This is a genomic window from Butyrivibrio sp. VCD2006 (assembly GCF_000423925.1).
GTDB lineage: Bacteria > Bacillota > Clostridia > Lachnospirales > Lachnospiraceae > Butyrivibrio.
The window spans coordinates 154,469-176,605 of sequence record NZ_AUIX01000008.1; the positions used below are offsets into that span (position 1 = coordinate 154,469).

At 41.7% G+C, this 22,137-nt stretch carries 19 protein-coding genes; all 19 read left to right on the forward strand.

The annotated features are described in order from the left end of the window. Nucleotides 1–12: 12 nt before the first annotated feature. The 19 genes from G586_RS0105520 to G586_RS0105610 all read left to right on the forward strand — a co-directional run bounded on the left by G586_RS0105520 (nucleotide 13) and on the right by G586_RS0105610 (nucleotide 22,105). The gene (locus G586_RS0105520) at nucleotides 13–2,961 is read left to right on the forward strand and encodes an insulinase family protein (RefSeq protein ID WP_026526932.1); all 2,949 of its coding nucleotides are present in this window, start codon (nucleotides 13–15) and stop codon (nucleotides 2,959–2,961) included. Beyond that, nucleotides 2,939–4,015, forward strand: coding sequence for a GTPase Era (gene era / locus G586_RS26920; RefSeq protein ID WP_026526933.1), 1,077 nt, complete (start codon nucleotides 2,939–2,941; stop codon nucleotides 4,013–4,015). Before G586_RS0105520 ends, era begins: the two co-directional genes overlap by 23 nt. A gap of 17 nt (nucleotides 4,016–4,032) precedes the next feature. Next, nucleotides 4,033–4,683: a DNA repair protein RecO gene (gene recO / locus G586_RS0105530; RefSeq protein ID WP_026526934.1), complete on the forward strand. Its 651-nt coding sequence runs from the start codon at nucleotides 4,033–4,035 to the stop codon at nucleotides 4,681–4,683. 115 nt (nucleotides 4,684–4,798) lie between these two features. Beyond that, on the forward strand, nucleotides 4,799–5,413 hold the full coding sequence (locus tag G586_RS0105535) for a hypothetical protein (RefSeq protein WP_026526935.1): 615 nt from the start codon (nucleotides 4,799–4,801) through the stop codon (nucleotides 5,411–5,413). 59 nt (nucleotides 5,414–5,472) lie between these two features. Then, entirely contained in the window at nucleotides 5,473–6,882 is a 1,410-nt protein-coding gene (locus tag G586_RS0105540; protein ID WP_026526936.1) for a glycine--tRNA ligase, read from the forward strand. 36 nt (nucleotides 6,883–6,918) lie between these two features. Next, a complete protein-coding gene (locus G586_RS0105545) occupies nucleotides 6,919–7,170 on the forward strand; it encodes a hypothetical protein (RefSeq protein ID WP_026526937.1) in 252 nt (83 codons plus the stop codon). Between the two features lie 14 nt (nucleotides 7,171–7,184). Beyond that, complete coding sequence (gene alaS, locus G586_RS0105550; protein ID WP_051204592.1) at nucleotides 7,185–9,839, forward strand: alanine--tRNA ligase; 2,655 nt, start codon at nucleotides 7,185–7,187, stop codon at nucleotides 9,837–9,839. Nucleotides 9,840–10,010: 171 nt separating this feature from the next. Further along, nucleotides 10,011–10,187: a 30S ribosomal protein S21 gene (gene rpsU, locus G586_RS0105555; RefSeq protein WP_022755619.1), complete on the forward strand. Its 177-nt coding sequence runs from the start codon at nucleotides 10,011–10,013 to the stop codon at nucleotides 10,185–10,187. Between the two features lie 125 nt (nucleotides 10,188–10,312). Then, nucleotides 10,313–11,113, forward strand: coding sequence for a metallophosphoesterase (locus tag G586_RS0105560; protein ID WP_207640717.1), 801 nt, complete (start codon nucleotides 10,313–10,315; stop codon nucleotides 11,111–11,113). A 17-nt stretch (nucleotides 11,114–11,130) separates the two neighbouring features. Further along, a complete protein-coding gene (locus tag G586_RS0105565) occupies nucleotides 11,131–11,883 on the forward strand; it encodes a segregation and condensation protein A (RefSeq protein ID WP_026526940.1) in 753 nt (250 codons plus the stop codon). 7 nt (nucleotides 11,884–11,890) lie between these two features. Next, a complete protein-coding gene (gene scpB, locus G586_RS0105570) occupies nucleotides 11,891–12,460 on the forward strand; it encodes an SMC-Scp complex subunit ScpB (RefSeq protein ID WP_026526941.1) in 570 nt (189 codons plus the stop codon). Between the two features lie 207 nt (nucleotides 12,461–12,667). Further along, nucleotides 12,668–14,098: an acyl-CoA carboxylase subunit beta gene (locus G586_RS0105575; RefSeq protein ID WP_026526942.1), complete on the forward strand. Its 1,431-nt coding sequence runs from the start codon at nucleotides 12,668–12,670 to the stop codon at nucleotides 14,096–14,098. 13 nt (nucleotides 14,099–14,111) lie between these two features. After that, a complete protein-coding gene (locus G586_RS24680; RefSeq protein WP_026526943.1) occupies nucleotides 14,112–14,942 on the forward strand; it encodes an OadG family protein in 831 nt (276 codons plus the stop codon). A 26-nt stretch (nucleotides 14,943–14,968) separates the two neighbouring features. Continuing rightward, nucleotides 14,969–15,331: a biotin/lipoyl-containing protein gene (locus tag G586_RS0105585; RefSeq protein WP_026526944.1), complete on the forward strand. Its 363-nt coding sequence runs from the start codon at nucleotides 14,969–14,971 to the stop codon at nucleotides 15,329–15,331. 31 nt (nucleotides 15,332–15,362) lie between these two features. Beyond that, entirely contained in the window at nucleotides 15,363–16,514 is a 1,152-nt protein-coding gene (locus G586_RS0105590) for a sodium ion-translocating decarboxylase subunit beta (protein WP_022759869.1), read from the forward strand. Between the two features lie 24 nt (nucleotides 16,515–16,538). Continuing rightward, nucleotides 16,539–17,939 carry an oxaloacetate decarboxylase subunit alpha gene (locus tag G586_RS0105595; RefSeq protein ID WP_035772575.1) on the forward strand — a complete coding sequence of 467 codons (1,401 nt, stop codon included), beginning with the start codon at nucleotides 16,539–16,541 and terminating at the stop codon, nucleotides 17,937–17,939. Nucleotides 17,940–18,099: 160 nt separating this feature from the next. Beyond that, nucleotides 18,100–20,271 (forward strand): glycogen debranching protein GlgX, encoded by a 2,172-nt coding sequence (gene glgX / locus G586_RS0105600; protein ID WP_026526946.1) that lies wholly within the window; start codon nucleotides 18,100–18,102, stop codon nucleotides 20,269–20,271. Next, nucleotides 20,261–21,334 carry a hypothetical protein gene (locus G586_RS0105605; protein WP_026526947.1) on the forward strand — a complete coding sequence of 358 codons (1,074 nt, stop codon included), beginning with the start codon at nucleotides 20,261–20,263 and terminating at the stop codon, nucleotides 21,332–21,334. The genes glgX and G586_RS0105605 overlap by 11 nt, the downstream gene beginning before the upstream one ends. A 96-nt stretch (nucleotides 21,335–21,430) precedes the next feature. Beyond that, nucleotides 21,431–22,105: a response regulator transcription factor gene (locus G586_RS0105610; protein ID WP_026526948.1), complete on the forward strand. Its 675-nt coding sequence runs from the start codon at nucleotides 21,431–21,433 to the stop codon at nucleotides 22,103–22,105. Nucleotides 22,106–22,137 lie beyond the last annotated feature (32 nt).

Sequence of the window (22,137 nt, forward strand, 5' to 3'; positions counted from 1 at the left end):
TGAGGATATTGTATGAGAGTTGAAGAACTTAATACTTATGAAGTATTAGAGCATAGAAGAATAGACGATTTGAATTCTGAAAGTTATATTCTTCGTCATAAGAAGACAGGGGCAAGAGTTGCTCTTTTATCAAATGATGATGATAACAAGGTCTTCTATATTGGATTCAGAACACCGCCCAAGGATTCAACCGGTGTAGCGCATATCATTGAGCATACTGTTTTGTGCGGATCAAAAGAATTTCCGATAAAGGATCCCTTTGTTGAACTGGTAAAGGGCTCATTAAATACATTCTTGAATGCTATGACATATCCCGATAAGACGGTTTATCCCATAGCAAGCTGCAATGACGCTGATTTTCAGAACCTTATGCATGTTTATCTGGATGCAGTGTTTTATCCTAATATTTATAAAACAGAGAAGATATTTATGCAGGAGGGCTGGCACTATGAAATGGAAAGTGCCGATGATGAGCTTAAGATAAACGGTGTCGTTTACAATGAGATGAAGGGTGCTTTTTCATCTGCCGATGAAGTTGTTGCCAGAGATATAAGAAAATCACTTTTCCCTGACACAACCTATGGAATCGAATCCGGTGGAGATCCCGAAGAGATATATAACCTCACATATGAGGACTATCTTGATTTTCATAGAAAGTATTATCATCCCTCTAACAGCTATATCTATCTCTACGGCAATATGGATATGGCTGAAAAGCTTACATATATCGATGAGAACTACCTTTCAGCATTTGATAGTATAAAAGTAGATTCTGAAATAGAAATTCAGAAGGCATTTGATGAGCGTAAGGATATAAAGGACTTTTATCCTATTCTCAATGAGGATTCACTTGAGGATAATACATATCTTTCACTTAATTATGCTGTTGGAAGCAGCCTTGATCCTAAATTCTATGTAGCTTTTGATGTTTTGGATTATGCGCTTTGCTCAGCACCCGGAGCTCCGATTAAAAAAGCTCTTATCGACAAGGGAATTGGCAGCGAGGTATTTAGCGACTACGACAACGGCATAATTCAGCCTGTATTTTCAATAGTAGCCAAAAATGCCAATCCTGAGCAGAAGGAAGAATTTGTTTCAACCATCGAGCAGGTTTTAAGAGACCAGGTTAAGAACGGCATTGATAAAAAGGCTCTTCTTGCCGGAATTAATGCAGATGAATTTAAGTATAGAGAAGCTGACTTCGGAAGATTCCCCAAGGGACTTCTTTACGGACTCCAGGTTTTGGACAGCTGGCTTTATGATGACATGAAGCCCTGGATTAACGTTGAGGCTAATGATACATTTGCACTTCTTAAGGATGAAGTTTCAACAGGCTATTTTGAAAAACTGATAGAGGATTATCTTCTTAATAATACACATAGTACCATCCTCACAATGGAACCTAAAAAGGGACTTACAGAGGAGAAAGAGGAAACACTTAGAACCAAACTTAAGGAGTATCGAGACAGTCTTAGTAAAGAAGAGATTGATAAGATTGTTAAGGACACCGCAGATTTAAAGGCATATCAGGAGGAACCTGACAGACCGGAAGATCTTGCTAAGATTCCGCTTCTTACAAGAAATGATATCAGAAAAGAAGTAGATAAGTTCTACAATGAACTTAGACAGGCAGGCGATCAGAAGATCCTGTTCCACAACGTATTCACAAATGGAATCGGATATCTGAACTTTGTATTTGATATGAGCAAGGTGCCTGACAGACTGCTTCCGTATGCACCTATGCTAAAGACCTTCCTTGGCATGATGGATACTGAAAACTATTCATATGCTGATCTTTATAATGAGATCAATCTTCAGACGGGTGGAATAAATGGGTCTATAAGCACATATACAGATGCAAATAAAGTTTCTGAGTTTAAGACCACCTTTGAAGTGAGTGCTAAAGTGCTTTACCCTCAGCTTCAAAAAGCATTTGATCTTGTAAGTGAGATCATCTTAAGAACTAAGTTTGATAATAAAAAGAGGATGACTGAAATCCTTGATGAAACATGCAGTAGGGCTCGTTCCGATCTGGCAGGAGCAGGACATCACAGTGCAGCTTTAAGAGCGCTGTCTTATGTTTCCAAGCCTGCTATGATCTCTGATATGGTTTCAGGAATAGGCGGTTACAGACTCCTGGAAGAGGTAAGGGAGAGCATAGCGGATGACGAGTCTGCAGCAGACAAAATAGTTGATAACATGCTTGAACTCTGCAGGATTATTTTCCGTCCTGAAAATCTTCTCGTTGATTACACCGCATCTGAGAAGGAATATGTAGGTCTTGAGGACAAGGTAAAAGCCTTTGCGGAAGGTCTTCATACTGAAGAGATAGACACTGTGGGCTTCAGCATCACATGCGAGAAAAAGAATGAGGCTTTCCAGACAGCAGGACAGGTTCAATATGTATGCCTTGGAGGAAACTTTGCAACAAAGGGACTTAAATATGACGGATCACTAAGAGTCCTCAAGGTTATGCTTGGCTACGATTACCTTTGGAAGAATATAAGAGTTCTAGGCGGAGCTTATGGATGCATGAGCGGATTTGCCAAGAATGGTGATTCATACTTTGTAACCTACAGAGATCCTCATCTTTCAAGAAGTATTGAAGTGTTTAAGCAGGCTTCTGACTACCTGAAGAACTTTGAAGCTGATGAGAGAACCATCACTCAGTTCATCATTGGAGCGATAAGTGATCTTGATACTCCTAAGACACCTGCAACAAAGGGTGCGTATGGACTTACTGTCTATATGTGCAATGCAAGTCTTGAGGATATGCAGCATGACAGAGACACACTTCTTGCAACAGATCAGGAAAAGATTCGCAGCCTCTCAGCTTACGTTGATGCGTTCCTTTCAGATGAATGTCTATGCGTAGTAGGTGATGGCAATAAGCTTATGCAGAACAAGGATTTATTCGGAAAAGTGGAGCAGCTTATTTATGCAGGAAAATCAAAAGAATAACAGTATGAAATGCGGATATGTAACCCTGATCGGAAGACCGAATGTTGGAAAATCAACTCTGATGAACCATCTTATCGGTCAGAAGATTGCGATTACTTCACATAAGCCTCAGACAACCAGGGGAAGGATTCAGACAGTGTATACTGATGAGCGCGGTCAGATAGTGTTCCTCGATACACCGGGTATTCATGAATCCAAGAACAAGCTCGGTGAGTATATGGTCAAGGTTGCAACCAAGACCATTGAAGAGGTTGATCTTATTCTCTGGCTTGTTGAACCCAGTACCTTCATCGGTGCCGGCGAGCATATGATCATTGATCAGCTAAGAGAATGCAATAAACAGGTCATACTTGTAATAAACAAAATAGACACTGTATCCGGTGAGGATTTAGAAAAGTTCATCGAAGCCTATAAAAAGGAAATGGATTATGCTGATATCGTTACTGTTTCCGCATTAAAGAGCGACAACCTCGATGAGCTTATGCAGAGGATTTACGACAGGCTTCCCTATGGTGATCCTTTTTATGATGATGAGGTGCTCACCGATCAGTCAGAGAGAGATATCGTTGCCGAAATTATCAGAGAGAAAGCACTTAGACTTCTTTCCGATGAGGTTCCCCATGGTATAGCTGTTACTGTTGAAACCATGAGAACAAGGCAGGTGACTGAAGCTACAAAGAAAAAAAAATCAAAGCATGTTCATCCTCCGAAAAAAGGAAAGACAGAAGCAAATACTGTTTCATCACAGGAAGCTCCTGATCTTGAAGCAATGCTTGCAGCGCTTAAGGGCGGAGAAAAGGATGCGGCAGAGGTTTCAGCCGAAAGCAACATAATGGATATAGAAGCTTCTATTATTTGCGAGCGTGATTCTCACAAGGGAATTATTATAGGTAAAGGCGGTTCAATGCTTAAAAAAATCGGTTCCACAGCAAGAACTGATATTGAGAAACTGGTTGGCTGCAGAGTCAATCTCCAGTTATTCGTAAAGGTAAGAAAGGACTGGAGAAATGACACTATACAAATGAAGAATTTTGGCTATAAGAATACTAAGTAGGAAATAAGAGATAACTAATGACCACACTTACCACTGTAAATGGAATGATAATAAAAAGGTCACCCGTAGGCGATTATGACTTCGTGGTTACTATACTTACTTCCGAACGTGGTAAAATCACTGCTTTTGCAAAAGGTTCAAGACGTCCGGGAAGTCATCTTGCCGGATCGGTTGAACCTTTTTGTTTTGGAGAATTTACTCTCTATGAGGGAAGGTCATCCTATAACATTCAGCAGGCAAATATCTCCAATTATTTTGAATACTTCAGACAGGACTTTACGTGTTCCCTTTATGGCATGTTTTTTCTAGAGCTTGCTGATTATTACACAAGAGAGAACAATGATGAGAGAGAAGTTTTAAAACTGCTTTATCAGTCCCTAAGAGCTCTTGAGTCGGATAAGCTTGATAATAGGCTGGTAAAATGCGTGTATGAAATAAAGAGTCTTGTAATAAACGGTGAATTTCCCGGAATTCCAACTGACAGAGATTATGATGGCTCAACGGCATATACTCTTGAATTCATAAGAACAGCTCCGATAACAAAGCTATTTACCTTTGCAGTTAAGAGAGAGGTCCTTTTAGAGCTGGAACATATCTGTGATATTTATAGAAAACGCTTCATCGACAGAAAACTTAACAGTCTGGAGATGCTTAGCACGATTATATGAAATGCCTTATCTGCTGTATAATAACCAATTGAAAAACAGCAAAATGCGTTATATAATCATAAAAGTGTGCGCAGGGATTGCGCATATTCAAGTTATATTTTTATGAGGTTGATGAATGGATAACAGAATATTTAAGAAAATCATGGTAACAGCCATGACAGCCGTAATGCTTTTTGCCTTTACAGGCTGCGGCAAGGGTGGTGATGTATCGGGGCTTGACAGATCTTCAATCGTCATAGAGAAGGATGGCAAAATTGTAAGTACCATCATTGAAGATTTTGCTGAGAATTATTATGATACTGCTGAGCTTCAGGAGATGACCGAGAATGAGATAAATGCATTTATTGTCTCAAAGGGTGAAGGCGCAGCTGAGTTTGATTCTCTTGAAAAAGATGGCAGTAAAGTCAAAATGGTGATCAAGTTTGGCAATGCTGAGGATTACTCGGAGTTTAACAGCGAATCACTTTCATACGTTACAATCTCGGATGCCATAATTACCGGAAAGATTGACGTTAATAACCTGCTTGATGTAAACGGGGCTCCCGCAGATGCGGAAAAGGCAGCATCACTTGTAAATGAGCACGTAGTGATAACAGGCAGTAAGAATATAGTAGCATTTCCATATAAGATAAAATATGTTTCACCGGGAGTGAAAATAGTCGACAAGTATATGGTTGATCTCTCTGAAACAGCGGATGGTTCAACATCCTACATTGTACTTAATAAGTAATATTTGAGCATTTGCTCTTAATAATATATGAGCGTAATGCTCGGAAAGAGGTTTTGGTTATGAAAGCTAATGAAAAAACAATGGACAAAATAGTTGCACTTGCCAAGGGAAGAGGATTTATCTATCCCGGTAGTGAGATTTATGGCGGACTTGCCAATACATGGGATTACGGTAATCTTGGTGTTGAATTCAAAAACAATGTTAAGAAGGCATGGTGGCAGAAATTCGTTCAGGAGAACCCTTACAATGTCGGCGTTGACTGCGCTATTCTTATGAACCCTCAGACATGGGTTGCTTCAGGTCATCTTGGTGGATTCTCAGATCCTCTTATGGATTGTAAAGAGTGCCATGAGAGATTCAGAGCAGACAAGATCATTGAGGATTTTGCTGCTGAGAATGGCATCAAGCTTGAGACTTCTGTAGATGGTTGGTCACACGAAGAGATGGAGAACTTCATCAAGGAGCACAGCGTTCCCTGCCCGTCTTGTGGTAAGCATGACTTTACACCTATCAGAGAGTTCAACCTTATGTTCAAGACTTTCCAGGGTGTTACTGAGGATGCTAAGGACACTGTATATCTTCGTCCCGAGACAGCACAGGGTATATTCGTAAACTTCAAGAATGTACAGCGCACATCACGTAAGAAGGTTCCGTTTGGTATCTGCCAGATCGGTAAGAGCTTCCGTAACGAGATCACACCCGGTAACTTCACTTTCAGAACCAGAGAGTTTGAGCAGATGGAGCTTGAGTTCTTCTGCAAGCCCGGCACACAGACCGAGTGGTTTGAATACTGGAGAAAGACATGCTATGAATGGCTTCTTTCACTTGGAATCAAGGAAGAGAACTTAAGACTTCGTGACCATGATCCGGAAGAGCTTTCATTCTACAGTGATCATACTACTGATATCGAGTATGCATTCCCCTTCACAGATTGGGGTGAGCTTTGGGGAATCGCTTCAAGAACTGATTATGACCTTACAAGACATCAGGAGACTTCCGGTGAGCCTATGGAGTACTTTGATGATGAGGCTAAGGAGAAGTACATTCCTTACGTCGTTGAGCCTTCACTTGGTGCAGACCGTGTAACTCTTGCATTCCTTTGCGAAGCTTATGATGAGGAGAACCTTGGAACAGAAGAAGCACCTGATATGCGTACAGTACTTCGTTTCCATCCTGCACTTGCACCTATCAAGATCGGTATTCTTCCTCTTTCCAAGAAGCTCAATGAGGGTGCTGAGAAGATTTATGCTAAGCTTTCCAAGAAGTACAACTGCGAGTTTGATGACAGAGGTAACATCGGTAAGAGATACCGCAGACAGGATGAGATTGGTACACCTTTCTGCGTAACCTATGACTTTGACTCCGAGACAGATGGAAAGGTTACAGTACGTTTCCGTGACAGCATGGAGCAGGAGAGAATCGCAATCGACGAGCTCGAGGCATTCTTCTCAGATAAATTCGATTTTTGATTTTGAGAAAATATAAAGCATTTCCCATAAGGGAAGATGATTAAAACCCTTCAAGAAGGGGAGATAATTAAAAACCTTCAAGAAGGGAAGATAATTAAAAACCTTCAAGAAGGGAAGATAATTAAAAACCTTCAAGGAGGGAAGATAATTAAAAACCTTCAAGAAGGGAAGATAATTAAAAACCTTCAAGGAGGGAAGATGATTAAAACCCTTCAAGGAGGGAAGATGATTAAAAATCCCTGCCTTCTCCCTTTGGGAGAAGGTGCCCGAAGGGCGGATGAGGGTTAAAAAGGAGTATGGAAATGAAACAATTTACAGCTAACGAACTTCGCAAAGCATGGAAACAGTTCTATATCGACCGCGGACATGTTGATTGTGGCGCTGTTTCACTTGTATCCGACGGATCAACAGGCGTTATGTTTAACGTTGCAGGAATGCAGCCTCTTATGCCTTATCTGCTTGGTAAAAAGCATCCTCTCGGAACACGTCTTTGCAACGTTCAGGGTTGCGTTAGAACCAACGATATAGATTCAGTAGGTGATAAGAGCCATGGTACATTCTTTGAAATGATGGGAAGCTGGTCACTTGGTGACTACTTTAAAAAAGAGCGTTGCCAGTGGAGCTATGAGCTTTTGACAGAACTCTTTGGCTTTGATGCTGATCATCTTGCAGCTACCGTTTTTGCAGGAGATGAGAATGCTCCCAGAGACGAGGAGGGTGCTAAGTATCGTATAGAGTCAGGTTTTAAGCCTGAGAATATTTTCTATCTTCCTGCCGAGGATAACTGGTGGGGACTTGAATATGGTCCCTGTGGTCCTGACAGTGAGATGTTCTATGTAAAGGATATACCGGATTGCGGTCCTGATTGTGGTCCTGGTTGCCATTGTGGTAAGTACACTGAGATCGGTAACGACGTTTTCATGCAGTATGAGAAGCACCACGATGGTCACCTTACACCTCTTTCTCAGAAGAACGTTGATACAGGTTGGGGACTTGAGCGTATTCTTGCATTCCTTAATGGTGTTGATGATGTTTACAAGATCGATCTTCACGCACCTGTAATCGCTTATATTGAGAAGGAAAGCGGAATCAAGTACGAAGCTGATGAGAAGACTACAAGATCAATGAGAATTCTTGCAGATCATACACGTACTTCAGTAATGCTCATCGGAGACGAGGCTAAGCTTCTTCCTTCCAACACCGGTGCCGGATATATTCTTAGAAGACTTATCCGTCGTGCTGTAAGACATGCTAGAACACTTGGACTTGGCAAAAATCAGATTCTTGGTGTAGCGCAGATTTATATTGATGAATATAAAGAGAGCTATGAGCATCTTGCAAAGAATGAGAAGTTCGTTCTTACTGAGCTTGAGAGAGAGATTACACGTTTCGAGTCAACACTTGAAAACGGTATGAAGGAATTTAAGAAGATCCTTGATCAGACATCTTCTGAAGGTAAGAAGGAAATCGTAGGAAAGGATGCATTCTTCCTTTATGATACATTTGGTTTCCCTGTAGAGCTTACTGTAGAGCTTGCACAGGAAGAAGGCTTTAGCGTTGATGAGAAGGGCTTTGCTGAATCCATGGAAGAGCAGAAGCAGAAGGCCAGAGATAATCAGAACTTCTCAGCTAAGCTTACAACAGGTGTAGGTGTATTTGATGAGCTTGATGAGTCTGTAACAACAGAATTCCTTGGTTATGAAGTTCTTAGCTGCGATGGAACAGTTGTGGCTATGGCAGGTGCTGAGGCACTTGTAGATGAGCTTACAGAAGGCCAGCAGGGCACAATTATCACTGACAAAACTACATTCTACGGTACAATGGGTGGCCAGGTAGGAGATATCGGTGAGATCATCGGTCCTGACGGATCAAAGTTCGTTGTATCTGAGGCTATTAAGGTTGCAGGCGGCAGAACTGCTCATGTGGGTGAGGTTGTAAGTGGAAGCTTTAAGACTTCTGATAAGGTATCACTTAATGTTGATACTGAGAACCGCGCTAAGACATGCCGTAACCACTCCGCAACACATCTTCTTCAGAAGGCACTTCAGGAAGTTCTTGGCGATGGAGTAGAACAGGCAGGTTCCTATCAGGATCCCGATAAGACAAGATTCGACTTTAGCTATCATCAGGCAATGACAGCTGATGAGATTCAGAAGGTTGAAGATATTGTCAATGAGAAGATTTTGTCTGCACTTCCTGTAGATACTAAGGTAATGTCAATTGACGAGGCTAAGAAGACCGGAGCAATGGCTCTGTTTGGTGAGAAATACGGTGAAACAGTAAGAGTTGTTAACATGGGTGATTTCTCTATCGAACTTTGTGGCGGTACTCACGTTGCAAACACAAGTCACATCGGTCTTTTCAAGGTTGTATCTGAGAGTGGTGTTGCTGCAGGCGTTCGTCGTATCGAAGCTCTTACAGGTAATAATGCAAGAGCATACTATGAGAATGCTATGTCAAATCTTGGAAATGCTGCAAAGACATTTAAGACAAATCCTGCTGACCTTGTTGATCACATTAAGAAGCTTCAGGAAGAACTCAAGGCTCTTAAGAGTGAGAACGAGTCATTAAAGAGCAAAGAAGCTCAGGCTGCTCTTGGTGATGTAATGGACAGCGTAATTGATGTTAAGGGCGTTAAGCTTATCGCTCAGAGCGTTAAGGGCGTTGATATGAATGGTCTTAGAGATCTTGGAGATCAGCTCAAGACTAAGCTTTCAGAAGGTGTAGTTGTTCTTGTTTCTGAGAATGATGGCAAGGTTAACCTTATGGCTATGGCAACTGACGGAGCTATTGCCAAGGGCGCACACGCAGGTAATCTTGTAAAGGCTATCGCAGGTAAAGTTGGCGGTGGCGGCGGCGGACGTCCCAATATGGCTCAGGCAGGTGGTAAGAATCCTGCAGGTATTCCTGATGCTATTGCTGAAGCTGAGAAAACACTTGATACGCAAATCAAATAACTAAATATCGAAATAACGATTATTGATAAAAATCTAATAAACCCTTATATTTTTGTGCTTGACGGGTTGAAAAATTATGGTATAATCTATAGATGTTATGTGAATAAATACATGACAAATAACCCTGGACATCCGTTAAGGAAGGGTCTGAAGGGAGGGTAAGAGTAAAGAATGTCAACAGTTATTGTAAAAGAAAATGAAACTTTAGACAGCGCACTTCGTCGCTTCAAGAGAAGCTGTGCTAAGGCTGGCATCCAGCAGGAGATTCGTAAAAGAGAACATTACGAGAAGCCAAGCGTAAAGCGCAAGAAGAAGTCTGAAGCAGCTAGAAAACGTAAATATAATTAATAAAAACAAGTCCTTGGTTTTATAATCAAGGACTATTTTTATCTTACAGGATTTTTATGGCGTATATTATTTTATTTGTTATAGCTCTACTGGTAATATTCGTGATCGCTGTAATACATCACGATATGAACAATTTTATAGTTACCAGATATGAGGTTCATTCGGATAAATTGAAAAAAGATGCTGTTTTCTGTTTGCTTTCAGACCTGCATGAAAATTCTTTTGGGGAAGGTAACTGCAGACTAATAAAGGCAATAGACGATATATCACCGGATGTTATTCTGATAGCAGGTGACATGCTTACGGCATCTCAGGAGCTTGGACTGAACAGATATAAAGAAATAGCAGATTTTGTAGCCGAGCTTTGTTCCAGATATCCTGTTTATGCAGCTAACGGCAATCATGAAAATAAAATGGATATCCTTGAGGGTTTTAAACAAATAGCATATCGTGGGTATGAAAAAAAGATAACTGATGCCGGATGTGTTGTTTTAAGAAACCAAGGGACTTACCTTGAAGATTTGAATATGGAGATTCATGGCCTGGAACTTGGACATGAGTTCTTTAGAAAAATAATTAAATACAAAATGCCGGAAGGATATATAGAGCAGTTTTTCGGCGTGCCCTGTGCAGATAGATTTCAGCTTCTTATTGCTCATAACCCGATCTTTTTTGACAGATACAAGGAATGGGGAGCGGATCTGACAGTATCGGGACATGTCCATGGCGGAATTATTAGACTTCCTATTCTTGGAGGCGTGATTTCACCGGCACTTACACTTTTCCCTAAGTATGATGGGGGATTGTATGAGATTGGCGAGTCCAAAATGATTCTCAGCAAAGGACTTTCAACTCACTCTATCAGAGTCAGGTTTAATAATCCCGGTGAAATATGCGTGATAAACCTGATTGCGGATAAAAAATAAATACAAGAGGAATAATAATGGCGCTTGAAGTTAAGCTGCAGGTTTTTGAGGGGCCTCTGGATCTGCTTCTTCACCTTATTGATAAGAACAAAATAGACATCTATGATATTCCGATAGCTGTTATTACAGAGCAATATATGGAATACATCAGAGCGATGAAGAAGGATGATATGGAAGTTACCAGTGAATTCCTTGTAATGGCAGCAACTCTGGTAGATATAAAATGCAAAATGCTTCTTCCCAAGGAAGTTAATGAAGAGGGAGAAGAGGAAGATCCGAGAGCAGAGCTTGTTGAAAAGCTTTTGGAATACAAGATGTATAAATACATGGCAGATGAGCTGAGAGACCGTCAGATGAATGCCGACACTCATATGTTCCGTAAGAAAAACATCCCGGATGAAGTTATGTCCTATGAGGAACCAATCGACTATGATGCTCTTTTGGGTGATGCCAATCTGTCGAAGCTTAACGAGATTTTTCAGGCACTGCTTAGGAGACAGGAGGATAAGGTCGATCCTATCAGAAGTAAATTCGGTAAGATTGAAAAGGAATCCGTTGACCTTGACCAGAAGACTTTATATGTCAAGGCTTACATAAGAGAGCATGACAGATTCAGCTTTAAGCAGCTTCTTGAGAAACAGGGAAGCAAGGTGGAGATTATCGTAACCTTCCTGGTTATCTTAGAAGCGATGAAGATTGGAGAAATCATGATAGAGCAGGATGAGACCTTCGGTGATATTATGATCACTTCAAATATTGCAGTAAAGTGAGGATGAGATGAAAAGAGAAGAGGGAGCAGCAGCTATTGAAGCGATCCTTTTTACCATGGGTGATTCCGTGAGTGTTGCAGCTATATGCAATGCACTTGATGAAGACCTTAAAGATGTAAGGGATCAGATCAAATATTTAAAAGAAAAATACGAAAAAAGCGACAGCGGAATAGGTCTTATAGAGCTTGAGGATTCAATTCAGCTTTGCACTAAAAGTGATATGTATGAGTATCTGATCAAGGTTGCTAAGACACCTAAGAAGATTACACTTACAGATGCACTTATGGAGACGCTTTCAATAATTGCCTATAAGCAGCCCATCACAAGACTTGATGTAGAGAGAATCCGTGGTGTTAACAGCGATCATGCGGTTAATCGTCTTGTTGAATTTAATCTTGTGCAGGAGCTTGGAAGACTTGATGCTCCTGGAAGGCCGCTTCTTTTCGGCACAACGGAGCAGTTTCTTAGAAGCTTTGGAGTGAAGTCTCTTGAGGAGCTTCCTTCGCTGGATGCGGTGCGAGTTGAAGAGTTTAAACAGGAAGCTGAACAAGAGATAAGTGTCAAGCTGGATATATAAAAACAAGGCTTTATTATTTTTTAATAATTCTAATAAAAAATGCATAAAAAAGCGCAGAAAATAAGGGTATGGAGTATTCTCCATGCCCTTTATTTGTGCTATACTATAACATGACTTAAGTTGTGGTTTTTGCGCTATGAAAATATCTCCGTTTTTTTATAGCCAAAAACAAAATGCCACTTAATAATATATTACGGAGGTGAAGAAATGAGTAGTTCTTCTCAGGCAAGTCAGAGAATCTTTTCTCTGCTTGATGAAAACAGTTTCGTTGAAATCGGCGCTCAGGTGAAAGCAAGAAGCACGGATTTCAATCTGAAGCAGACAGAGACACCCTCTGATGGTGTAGTAACCGGCTATGGCGTAATCGGCGGTAAGCTTGTATACGTTTATGCGCAGGATGCTTCCGTCCTTGGTGGTTCTGTAGGAGAGATGCATGCTAAGAAAATAGCAGGTCTCTATGATATGGCTCTTAAGATGGGAGCACCTGTAATCGGTCTTATTGATTCAGCAGGACTTCGTCTTCAGGAGGCAACTGATGCACTTAATGCATTCGGCGAGATCTATCGCAGACAGGTAAGTGCTTCAGGAGTGGTTCCGCAGATCACAGCTATTCTTGGATCATGCGGTGGCGGTCTTGCACTTTTCCCCACAATGACAGATTTTACATTTATGGAAGAAAAGAGTGGTAAGCTCTTTGTTAATTCTCCCAATGTCCTTGAAGGTAACAGCAAGGAGAAGTGTGACACATCATCTGCTGCATGGCAGGGTAGTGAGGCAGGAAATGTTGATGTTGTAGCTGACGAGCAGTCACTTTATGCTCAGATTAGAGAACTCGTTTCACTTCTTCCTTCCAACAACGAAGATACAGAGAGCTTTGATGAGTGCGCAGACGATCTTAACCGCGTATGCGAGAATCTCGATGGTAGCGTAGATGATCCCGCACTTATGCTCAGACAGATTTCCGATAACGGAATCTTCTTTGAGACAAAGAGAGATTACGCTAAGGAAATGGTAACAGGTTTCATCAAGCTTAATGGTGCAACTGTTGGTGTTATCGCTAACAGAAGCGTTGTTTATGATGAAAAGGGTGAAGTAGCAGAGAAGTTTGATAATGTTCTTACAGCTCATGCATGCAATAAGGCTGCAGACCTTGTAAGCTTCTGTGATGCATTTGAGATTCCCGTTCTTTCACTTACAAACGTGAAGGGCTTTGGCGCAACAAAGTGCGATGAGAGACATGTTGCTAAGAGTGCAGCTAAGCTTGTTGCTGCTCTTGCTGCTGCAACAGTGCCGAAGGTAAATGTTGTAACTGGCAAGGCATATGGCAGTGCTTATGTTGTAATGAACTCTAAGGCAATCGGTTCTGATATGACATTTGCTTGGCCTGATGCCGAGATCGGAACAATGAATGCTGAGCACGCTGCTAAGATCATTGCTGATGGTAAGGATTCAGCTACTGTTGCTGATACAGCTGCTGCTTACGAAAAACTCCAGAACAATGTAGAGAGTGCTGCAGGAAGAGGATATGTAGATGCTATCATCAGTGCTGCAGATACAAGAAAATATGTAATAGGAGCTTTTGAAATGCTTTACAGCAAGCGTGAAGATCGCCCTGTAAGGAAGCATACTACAGTATAAGGAGGAGCGCACAGTGAAGCATAAGATTTTAGCTTTAGGTGTTACGCTGATCTGCATGCTCTCTCTGGCAGCTTGTGGCGACAGTACTCAGTACAATACAGTTGCCGGAAGCAGATACGATGAGAATACTTTTTCTAAAGAAGGTCTGATGCAGTACGCACAGGTCATCGAAGATTCTTATTTTGAGACCATGTATTTGCAGGGTATTACACCTGACAATTTTGAAGAACAGTTAGAGGACAGCTTTGATGAGGCTACCTACGATGTGTTCTATGCCGGTTATAAGAACTGGTATGATGCAAAGGATGAGCTTGGATATGGCAGCGATGCTACAATCGCTGATGATATCAGCGTTAAGGACATCACTTATTGGGTAAATAAGGATGGCGAGCTCATGGTAGATGCAACTATCGAAGGCACAGGTGAGAATTCTCACACAGCTCTCCTTGAGTACAGCCTTGACAGAAAGGGCGTACCGACACTTATTTCAGTGAATGTAAATCATTCTTTCGGTGAAAAGCTTAGAAGTGCCGGACTTAACACCCTTCTTGGAATGGGTATGGCATTTACAGTGCTTATTATCATTGCCCTTGTTATTTCAGCATTCCCGCTTATTAACAAGCTCACTGAGAAGAAGCCCGAGAGTGCTAAGGAAATCACTGAGAAGTCAATGGACAACGTAACATCTCAGATTGCTGATAAGGAAGAACTTTCAGGCGATACTGAACTTGTTGCTGTTATTGCAGCTGCTATTGCTGCATACGAAGGCAGTGCCACCACAGACGGTTTTGTTGTAAGATCCGTTAGAAAAGTCGGCAAGGCTAGTAATTGGAAAAAGGCTTAATGCTATTATTTAGGAGGATATAAATAATGAAAAACTATACAATTACCGTTAACGGAAACGTATATGATGTAACTGTTGAAGAAGGCGCTGGCGGCGGTGCACCCGTAGCAGCAGCTCCTGTAGCAGCACCCAAGGCTCCCGCAGCACCCGCTAAGAAGGCAACTGCAGGCGCAGGCTCTGTAAAGGTAACAGCCGGTGCAGCAGGTAAGGTTCTTAAGATTGAGGCAAGCGTTGGCCAGGCTGTAAAGAAGGGCGATGCTGTAGTTGTTATGGAATCTATGAAGATGGAGATTCCTATGGTTGCACCTCAGGATGGTACAATCGCAAGTATCGACGTTGCTGTAGGCGATGCAGTTGAGGCTGGCGGCGTTGTTGCAACAATGAACTAAATTAGGAGATGACTATAACGGAGGTCGTTAAATGGATTACATTGTAAACACATTATCGAATCTCTGGCAGCAAACTGCATTTACTACAATGACACCCGGTAACTACATAATGGTTGTCGTTGCGCTGATTTTTATGTATCTTGCTATTGCCAAGGATTTCGAACCACTTCTTTTAGTACCTATCTCCTTCGGTATGCTATTGGTTAATATCTATCCTGATATTATGCTTTCTATCGATAAGTCATCCAACGGAGTAGGCGGACTTTTGTATTATTTCTACCTGCTTGATGAGTGGGCTATCATGCCGTCACTTATCTTCATGGGTGTTGGTGCGATGACTGACTTCGGTCCGCTAATTGCCAACCCCAAGAGCTTCCTTATGGGAGCTGCTGCTCAGTTTGGTATCTTTTCAGCTTACTTCATGGCTATTGCCATGGGCTTTAATGATCAGCAGGCTGCAGCTATTTCAATCATTGGAGGAGCAGATGGTCCTACATCTATCTTCCTTGCAACAAAGCTGAACCAGACCACAATTCTTGGTCCTATTGCGGTGGCTGCTTATTCGTACATGTCACTTGTACCGATCATTCAGCCCCCTGTAATGAAGCTTCTTACAACTGAGAAGGAGAGAAAGATCCGCATGCAGCAGCTGCGTCCGGTATCTAAGCTTGAGAAGATTCTCTTCCCTATCATCGTTACTATCGTTGTAAGTATGATTCTTCCTACAACAGCACCTCTTATCGGTATGCTGATGCTTGGTAACCTCTTCCGTGAAAGTGGCGTTGTTCGTCAGCTTCAGGAGACAGCGTCCAACGCTCTTATGTATATCGTAGTTATCATGCTTGGTACATCAGTAGGTGCTACAACAAGTGCTGAGGCATTCCTTAACATCACAACAATTAAGATCGTTGTTCTTGGTCTTATTGCATTCGTTATTGGTACTGCAGCAGGATGTCTGTTCGGTAAGCTTATGTGCGTTCTTACAGGCGGTAAGGTTAATCCTCTTGTAGGTTCTGCCGGAGTTTCAGCGGTTCCGATGGCAGCCAGAGTATCACAGAAGGTTGGTGCAGAGTATGATCCCAGTAACTTCCTTCTTATGCATGCTATGGGCCCTAACGTTGCAGGTGTCGTAGGTACCGCAGTCGTTGCAGGAACATTTATGGCTGTATTCGGAGTGTTCTAATTTTTACAAAAGGAGAGAATAATTATGGCAAAGCCAGTTAAGATTACAGAGACAGTTCTGCGTGATGCGCATCAGTCACTTATTGCCACCAGAATGCCTACAGAAGAAATGCTTCCCATTATTCCTACAATGGATAAGATCGGCTATAACTCAGTAGAGTGCTGGGGAGGCGCAACATTCGATGCTTCCATGAGATTCCTTAAAGAGGATCCGTGGGAGAGACTTCGTAAACTGAGAGATGGTTTCAAGAACACAAAGCTTCAGATGCTTCTTCGTGGTCAGAATATCCTTGGTTACAAGCACTATCCTGATGACGTTGTTGAGTACTTTGTTCAGAAGTCAATTGCAAATGGTATCGATATCATTCGTATTTTCGACTGTTTGAATGACCTTCGTAACCTTGAGACATCAGTTAAGGCTACAAAGAAAGAGGGCGGACATGCACAGATCGCTCTTGCATATACTCTTGGTGATGCTTACACAGAAGAGTATTGGATGAACATTGCAAAAGATATCGAGTCAATGGGTGCAGATTCAATCTGTATCAAGGATATGGCAGGACTTCTTCTTCCTTACGAGGCAGAGAAGCTTGTTAAGGCTCTTAAGAGTGCTACAACACTTCCTATTGATCTTCATACACACTACACCTCAGGTGTTGCTAGTATGACATACATGAAGGCTGCAGAGGCAGGCGTTGATATCATCGACTGCGCTATTTCACCTTTCGCTCTTGGTACATCACAGCCTGCTACAGAGGTTATGGTTGAGGCCTTCAAGGGTCAGGAATTCGATACAGGTCTTGATCAGAAGCTTCTTGCTGAGGTTGCTGACTACTTCAGACCTTACAGAGAAGAGTGCCTTGCTAGCGGACTTATGGACGCTAAGGTTCTTGGCGTTAACATCAAGACTCTTATGTATCAGGTACCCGGCGGTATGCTTTCCAACATGGTTAGCCAGCTTAAAGAGCAGAATGCAAGTGACAAGTACAATACAGTGCTTGAGGAGATCCCTCAGGTTCGTAAGGACTTCGGTGAGCCTCCGCTTGTTACACCTTCTTCACAGATCGTTGGTACTCAGGCCGTTATGAACGTGCTTATGGGTGAGAGATATAAGGTTGCTACTGACCAGACTAAGGACCTCCTTGCAGGTGAGTATGGTAAGACAATCAAGCCCTTCAATCCTGATGTTCAGAAGAAGATCATCGGCGACAGAGAAGTTATTACATGCAGACCTGCAGATAAGCTTGCTCCCGGTCTTCCTAAGTTTGAAGAGGATGTTAAGCAGTGGAAGCAGCAGGATGAGGATGTTCTGTCCTATGCTCTGTTCCCTCAGGTTGCTACTGATTTCTTCAAATATCGTCTTGCTCAGCAGGAGAAGGTTGATCTTACAGCCGCTGACACCAAGAATGGTGCATATCCTGCATAACTTAATGAATTTATAGAACAGATATCCGGCGACGGATATCTGTTCTTTTTTTTGTCCATTTTTTTCTTATTTTGTGATAAACTTATATTAGGTTAATTTTGTTAAGATTCTATATTACAAAAAGTGAGGGGAATGAAGTTTATACTTCATACGATTGTATATGTCAGAGTTCAGAAGACAAAGACCTAAACAGAATAATTTTGGATATGTACATATCAGAGATAATAGAAAAGCCAGTGAGAACAGACAGATCGTTGCTGCTGAGACTATCAACGGCTTCAGAGTACGTCCTGGCTATTATGATATCAACGGTGCCACAGTTCTTCCTGATGGCGTTAATTTCACTGTTTATTCTAACGGAGCTACCAAAGTAACGCTCCTTCTTTATCACAGGGGAGAGGAAAGACCTTTCGTATCCCTTACTTTTCCTGATAATTACAGAATAGGAAAAGTTCATTCGATGCTTGTATTTGGACTTCAGGTTGAGAACATGGAATATGCATACAGAATAGATGGACCTTGGGATGAGGATAAGGGCCTTTTATTTGATTACAACCATGTACTACTTGATCCCTATGCTAAAGCCGTTGTTGGACAAAGAGTGTGGGGGCAGACAATAAAGTTTGAAGAAGCATATAGAGCCAGAGTCGTAAACTTTGACTTTGACTGGGGAGAAACAAGCTGGCTTAAAACACCAATGAGTGATTCCATTATTTATGAAATGCATGTAAGAGGCTTCACCATGGATGAATCTTCAGGCATAAAGTGCAGAGGCTCTTTTGCCGGAATCATGGAAAAGGTGGATTATTTGAAGCGCCTTGGAGTTACTGCGTTAGAGCTTATGCCTATTTTCGAATTTGATGAGACAAGAGATAAGCGTATCATCAATGGCAGGACACTACTCGATTATTGGGGATACAATACGGTAAGCTTTTTTGCTCCAAATACAAGCTATGCATCCTCAGAGGAATACAACAGAGAAGGCTTTGAGCTTAAGTCTATGATAAAGCTCCTTAAGGAGAATGGAATAGAGGTCATTCTTGATGTTGTATTTAATCATACAGCTGAAGGCAATAAGGATGGCCCGTTCATATCTTTCAAGGGCTTTGATAATAATATTTATTACATGCTGACTCCCGACGGAGATTATTATAATTTCAGCGGCTGCGGCAATACCCTGAATTGCAATCATCCCATGGTTCAGCAGATGATAGTAGAATGTCTGCACTACTGGGTAGAGGAATATAAGGTAGACGGATTCAGATTTGATCTTGCCAGCATACTTGGAAGAGATCAGAACGGTGCTCCTATGGAAGCGCCGCCACTACTTCAGAGACTGGCATTTGACCCTATTCTCGGCGATGTAAAGCTCATTGCTGAGGCCTGGGATGCAGGCGGAATGTATCAGGTTGGATCATTCCCTTCATGGGGAAGATGGGCTGAGTGGAATGGCAGATACAGAGATAGTATAAGGTCCTTCCTTAAGGGCGAATACTGGGCTGCAGCTGAAGCTGTCAGTCGTATTTGTGGTTCCATGGATATGTATGGCAGAGGCTATGCCGGATACGATTCATCAGTCAATTTTATTACCTGCCATGATGGATTTACTCTTTATGATATGTTTGCCTATAACGAGAAGCACAACGAAGCCAACGGTTGGAATAACTCTGACGGAGCTAATGACAACAGGAGCTGGAACTGTGGCTATGAGGGTGAAACCGATAATCAGGAGATCAACGATCTTCGATTTAAAATGATGCGCAATGCTATCACTGTGCTAATGTGCAGTAGGGGAACACCCATGATTCTTGCCGGTGACGAATTCGGCAATACACAGTTTGGTAACAACAATGCTTATTGTCAGGATAACGAAGTGTCCTGGCTTAATTGGGATCTTCTTAAAAAGAACAGGCAATATTTTGATTTCTACAGGGATATGATTCAGTTTAGAAGAAAACACCCCTGTATACGTAAGGACTTAAAGCCTGCTATGTCAGGACTTCCGCATATAACGGTGTTTACAGATCATCCCTATAATACGGATATTAACGATAGTACTAAGGTTATAAGTATAATGTTCGCCGGATTTATCCTTAGGAAGGGGCATGATGATATCGTTATTATGTCAGTTAACGTTTATTGGGAAGATATTCAGATAACACTTCCTGAACCACCTGAGGGTGCGTACTGGACACTGGTGGTTGATACCGCAGCCGAGGACAAGAGGTATTTCAATAACAGACCAAAACCTCTCCCGGTGCCTAATTGGCGTCTTAAGTCCAGAAGTGTTAGCGTATTTATAGCAGCATATGGAGAAGGTTATGGCAGATGAAAATATTGATGATTTAAAAATAGCCGATCTGGACGCAGCTGATCTGATCCCTTCTGAAGGAAGCGATAGTGCAGAAGAATTACAGGTAGATAATAGCGAGATAAGTGAAAGCTCTGGTGCTGCTGAAATGGAAGCGATAGATCCCGGAGTTTTTGATGAGAGTCTTGGAAGTGAGGAAATTCCTCCGGAACAAAATGAAAATCCTGAACAAGGATTATCAGAACCCGAACTTCAGATCATGGAACCTGAAGCTTCAGGAGAGTCGATTACTGAACCTGTAATGAAAACGCCGGTAAATCCTGAACCTGTGCCCGAACCACAGGTAAAAAAGACTGCGCCTAAACAACAGGGTAACGCGGGGAAACAGAAGCCCCCATCTGATGAAGCAAAATCAGGTAGTGAGGAAGAAAAGAAGGAGCCCGAGAATCTCGTTGTTGAGGGATATGAATTTCTTTCTCCTGAAGATGCAAAGAAAGCGGCTCTTGATAAACAGAAGATAGATATACTTGGAAGGAAGGTTCACTCGACAAAAGTGGCTGACCTTGAAGCTGTCTATGAAAAAGCTATATCAAATAAGATCTTTTCAACACCTGTCGGTTGGTATTATCTTGCAAGATTAAGGGACAGATTGTATGAAGCAGGTGTGAAGGAAGAGGATTTAATCCCCATTCCAATAAACTTAAAAATCACAAAGGTTGATCTTAAGGACGAGTATCATCCAAAACAATACATAATGCCGCCTCCACCTAAGAAGAAAAAGGATGTGAAGGCTGTTTTTGTTGTCCTTGTAGCGATGAATATTATACTGGTTGCATTGGTTGTCGCGTTGTTTGTAATCGCAATCAATTCGGAAACGGATAATATAATCAATTACAAGCAGAATGTTACTAACCGTTTTGCTGAATGGGAAGATTCATTAAAAACTCGTGAGAAAGCCGTAAGAATAAAGGAAAGAGATTTAAGGATACAGGATGACACTCCATATCTTGAAGATATGGGCCTTAGTGAAGATGATCTTTTGAATTTACCGCAAGAATCAGAAGAAAACATTGAATCTGAGTAGAAAAAACACAAAATAAACACAAAAAAGATTCAATATGTTTATGATATCCTGAATTTTCGGTTCAAGATCTCATATGTTGTACCCGGGAGTATAAATATGGAAAAACTTAAAATACTTGTAGTAGATGATGAAGCAAGAATGAGAAAACTCGTAAGAGACTTTCTCGTAAAAAATAATTTTGAAGTTATTGAGGCCGAGGATGGACAGAGAGCACTTGATATTTTCTTTGAAGAAAAAGATATTGCGCTCATAATCCTCGATGTCATGATGCCTAAGATGGATGGCTGGGAGGTATGCCGTGAGGTAAGAGCTTATTCGAAGGTTCCAATCATTATGCTAACAGCAAAGACCGAGGAGAGAGATGAGCTTCAGGGCTTCGAGCTTGGTGTTGACGAATATATTGGTAAACCCTTTAGCCCTAAAATACTTGTGGCAAGAGTTGAAGCAATCCTTAGAAGAACCTCACAGACCACCAGTGACGAAATAATTGAGGCTGGCGGAATAACAATAAACAAGGCGGCTCACAACGTTATTATCGATGGAAAAGAGGTTGAGCTTTCCTTTAAGGAATTTGAGCTACTTACATACTTTATTGAGAATAAGGGTATTGCTCTTTCAAGAGAAAAGATTCTTAACAATGTATGGAACTATGATTATTTTGGCGATGCCAGAACTATCGATACCCATGTTAAAAAGCTCCGTGGAAAGATGGGAGAAAAGGGAGACCTTATAAAAACCATCTGGGGCATGGGATACAAATTTGAAGTCTGATTGTTCAGGATACTCAGATACCTGAAGCCGAT